The sequence below is a fragment of the Nocardia nepalensis genome (genome assembly GCF_048910785.1).
GTDB lineage: Bacteria > Actinomycetota > Actinomycetes > Mycobacteriales > Mycobacteriaceae > Nocardia > Nocardia nepalensis.
This window is the reverse complement of the sequence record NZ_JBKBET010000023.1, coordinates 1-4613: the sequence shown is the minus strand read 5'-3', so window position 1 is coordinate 4613 and position 4613 is coordinate 1. Positions and strand designations below refer to the sequence as shown.

Below are 4613 nucleotides of genomic sequence, written 5' to 3'. Positions count from 1 at the left end.
GCGGCACAAATGCTCATGTGGTGTTGGAGCAGGTTCGGGTGGAGTCGGGGCCTGATCGGGTTGGGGTGCAGTCTGTTTCGGGGGGTGGGCCGTGGTTGTTGTCGGGTCGTAGTGCGGCGGGTTTGCGGGCTCAAGCGGGGAAGTTGCGGGAGTTCCTTGCCGAGCGCCCCGACGTGGATGTGGCTGATGTGGGGTTGTCGTTGGCGACGACCCGGACGCGGTTTTCCCACCGGGGGATAGTTGTTGGTGGGGATCGGGAGCGGTTGCTTGCGGGGTTGGCTGCGCTCGCCGAAGGTGGGCCGGCGTCGAATGTCGCGACCGGCACTGAGTTGCACGGTAAGACGGTGTTCGTGTTCCCGGGGCAGGGGTCACAGTGGCTGGGGATGGGACGTGAACTGCTGGATTCCTCGCCGGTGTTCGCCGAACAGATGCAGGCGTGCGCTCAGGCGTTGAGCGAATTCGTTGACTGGTCGTTGTTGGATGTGGTTCGCGGTGTAGACGACGATGACGACGGTTCAGCGCTGGATCGTGTCGATGTGCTGCAGCCGCTGTTGTGGGCGGTAATGGTGTCCCTTGCCGAGCTGTGGCGCTCCTACGGTGTGCAGCCCGATGCCGTGGTCGGTCATTCCCAGGGCGAGATCGCGGCCGCCTATGTAGCCGGTGCGTTGTCGCTGCGGGAGTCGGCTCGCATTGTCGCATTGCGGAGTAAAGCATTGCAGCGGTTGGCAGGGCGCGGCGGGATGATGTCGCTGGGCATGGCATATCAGCAGGCAACCGAGCGGATGAATCAGTTCGCCGGGCGTTTGTCGATTGCCGCTGTCAACGGGGCCGACTCGGTCGTGGTGTCGGGTGATTCCGACGCGTTGGACACACTGCTGAGTCAATGCTCGGCGGAAGGGATTCGGGCCAGCCGGATCGCGGTGGATTACGCGTCGCATTCCGCGCAAGTGGAAGTGCTGCATGACGAGCTCGCGGCGACCCTGTCGTCGTGCAGCGCTGTCTCGAGTCGTATTCCGTTCTATTCCACGGTGACTGGCGAGCAGATCGACACCGCCGCGTTGGATGGCCAGTACTGGTACCGGAATCTGCGGCAGACGGTGCAGTTCGAATCGGCTACCTCGGCGTTGTTGTCGGCAGGACATTCGGTGTTCGTCGAGGTGAGTCCGCATCCGGTGCTGACGATCGGGGTGCAGGAAACCATCGACGCGGTCGGTGCCGATGCAGTGGCAGTGCATACGCTGGTCCGTGACCAGGGCGGGCTGGATCGGTTCAAGGCCGCAGTGGGTCGAGCACACGTGTGTGGTGTGGCCGTGGATTGGGCGACAGTCTTCGCCGGCACGGGTGCGCGACGAACACCGCTACCAACCTACGCATTCCAACGGCAACGGTTTTGGCTGGACACGGCGGCGGTGCAGGCGGGCGAGCAGCCTGCGGTGAGCGGAGTCGAACGGCAGTTTTGGGACGCGGTGGAGCGCGCGGATGTCGCGGCTGTCGCGGCAACACTGGGAGTCGACCCGGAGCAGCCACTTCGGGCGGTGTTGTCTGCTTTGTCGGATTGGCGGCGTGAGCTGCACGGACCTCTGGTCGCCAGCGTCGAGGAAACCGCGGCGCCGGCCTCTTTGATCGAGCGTCTTGTCGCGCTTCCTCGGAACCAGGTTCGAGCGGCGTTGAGAGATCTGGTCGCGGACAATGTGGCGGGATTGCTCGATGACGGGGCTGGAACCGACGTGCCCGACATGACACCTCTTCGAGAGCTGGGGTTCAAGTCGTTGGCCATGGCCGAGCTGCGGAATCAACTGATCGCGGCGACTGGTTTGCGTTTGCCGACAACGCTCGTGTTCGACTATCCGACCATAGGTGCCCTCGCCGAGCGCTTGGAAACCGAGATCCTCGGGGAGCTCCCGGACGTCCGAACGCCATCGCCATCGGAGTCGCCGAAGCTGGACACGGCTGACGATCCGGTGGTGATCGTGGCGATGGGGTGCCGCTATCCCGGCGGGGTGGGTTCGCCCGAGGATCTGTGGCAGTTGGTCGTGTCCGATAAAGATGTGGTTTCGGGTTTTCCAGTCGATCGAGGGTGGGATCTGGCGGGTTTGTTCGATCCGGATCCGGATGCAGTGGGGAAGTCATATGTGCGGGCGGGAGGCTTCCTTGACGATGCAGTCGAATTCGATGCGGGGTTGTTCGGGATCAGTCCGCGCGAAGCGCTGACCATGGATCCCCAGCAGCGATTGTTGCTGGAAACCGCATGGGAAGTGTTCGAGCACGCCGGGGTTGACGTAAACACGCTGCGCGGCAGCAGGACCGGCGTGTTCGTCGGCTGCAGCTCACAATGGTTCGGGGAGGGCTTGCATCGGTCGGAGGAAGGAGCGGAAGGCTACCTGCTGACCGGGACGACCTTGAGCGTCGCGTCAGGCCGGGTGGCTTACGTGTTCGGGCTGGAGGGCCCGGCGATCACAGTAGACACGGCGTGCTCGTCGTCGTTGGTAGCTCTGCACCTTGCGGCACAGTCGCTGTATCAAGGTGAATGCTCGATGGCTTTGGCAGGCGGGGTGACAGTGATGTCGACGCCTGGGATGTTTGTGGAGTTTTCGCGTCAGCGGGGCTTGGCAGTGGACGGGCGGTGCAAGTCGTTCGCCGATGCCGCCGATGGCACCGGATGGTCCGAGGGCGTCGGATTGCTGTTGTTGGAGCGACTGTCGGATGCCCGCCGATTGGGGCATGAAGTACTGGCGGTGCTTCGTAGTTCGGCCGTGAATCAGGACGGCGCCTCGAATGGTTTGACGGCGCCGAACGGCCCCTCCCAGCAGCGGGTTATCCGGCAGGCGTTGGCCAATGCCGGACTTTCGGGCTCGGACGTGGATGCGGTGGAAGCGCACGGTACGGGTACCAGCTTGGGGGATCCGATCGAGGCCCATGCGCTGCTGGCGACTTATGGACAGGATCGTCCGGCGGGTCGTCCGTTGTGGCTGGGATCGATAAAGTCGAACATCGGACATACCCAGGCCGCTGCGGGTGTGGCCGGCGTCATCAAGATGGTGGAAGCGTTGCGGCGCGGGGTGCTGCCGAAGACGCTGCATGTGGATGCGCCGTCCTCACAGGTGGATTGGTCTGACGGTGCGGTTGAGTTGTTGACCCGATCACGCCCTTGGCCGGAGACCGGGGATCGGCCGCGGCGGGCCGGCGTCTCGTCATTCGGAATCAGCGGCACAAATGCTCATGTGGTGTTGGAGCAGGTTCGGGTGGAGTCGGGGCCTGATCGGGTTGGGGTGCAGTCTGTTTCGGGGGGTGGGCCGTGGTTGTTGTCGGGTCGTAGTGCGGCGGGTTTGCGGGCTCAAGCGGGGAAGTTGCGGGAGTTCCTTGCCGAGCGCCCCGACGTGGATGTGGCTGATGTGGGGTTGTCGTTGGCGACGACCCGGACGCGGTTTTCCCACCGGGGGATAGTTGTTGGTGGGGATCGGGAGCGGTTGCTTGCGGGGTTGGCTGCGCTCGCCGAAGGTGGGCCGGCGTCGAATGTCGCGACCGGCACTGAGTTGCACGGTAAGACGGTGTTCGTGTTCCCGGGGCAGGGGTCACAGTGGCTGGGGATGGGACGTGAACTGCTGGATTCCTCGCCGGTGTTCGCCGAACAGATGCAGGCGTGCGCTCAGGCGTTGAGCGAATTCGTTGACTGGTCGTTGTTGGATGTGGTTCGCGGTGTAGACGACGATGACGACGGTTCAGCGCTGGATCGTGTCGATGTGCTGCAGCCGCTGTTGTGGGCGGTAATGGTGTCCCTTGCCGAGCTGTGGCGCTCCTACGGTGTGCAGCCCGATGCCGTGGTCGGTCATTCCCAGGGCGAGATCGCGGCCGCCTATGTAGCCGGTGCGTTGTCGCTGCGGGAGTCGGCTCGCATTGTCGCATTGCGGAGTAAAGCATTGCAGCGGTTGGCAGGGCGCGGCGGGATGATGTCGCTGGGCATGGCATATCAGCAGGCAACCGAGCGGATGAATCAGTTCGCCGGGCGTTTGTCGATTGCCGCTGTCAACGGGGCCGACTCGGTCGTGGTGTCGGGTGATTCCGACGCGTTGGACACACTGCTGAGTCAATGCTCGGCGGAAGGGATTCGGGCCAGCCGGATCGCGGTGGATTACGCGTCGCATTCCGCGCAAGTGGAAGTGCTGCATGACGAGCTCGCGGCGACCCTGTCGTCGTGCAGCGCTGTCTCGAGTCGTATTCCGTTCTATTCCACGGTGACTGGCGAGCAGATCGACACCGCCGCGTTGGATGGCCAGTACTGGTACCGGAATCTGCGGCAGACGGTGCAGTTCGAATCGGCTACCTCGGCGTTGTTGTCGGCAGGACATTCGGTGTTCGTCGAGGTGAGTCCGCATCCGGTGCTGACGATCGGGGTGCAGGAAACCATCGACGCGGTCGGTGCCGATGCAGTGGCAGTGCATACGCTGGTCCGTGACCAGGGCGGGCTGGATCGGTTCAAGGCCGCAGTGGGTCGAGCACACGTGTGTGGTGTGGCCGTGGATTGGGCGACAGTCTTCGCCGGCACGGGTGCGCGACGAACACCGCTACCAACCTACGCATTCCAACGGCAACGGTTTTGGCTGGACACGGCGGCG

General features: G+C 63.9%; 1 protein-coding gene. It reads left to right on the top strand.

The window, feature by feature from the left end; translation table 11 throughout:
• A partial coding sequence (locus ACHQ4I_RS20345) for an acyltransferase domain-containing protein (protein ID WP_476445398.1) occupies window positions 1-4613 on the top strand: 4613 nt, incomplete at both ends.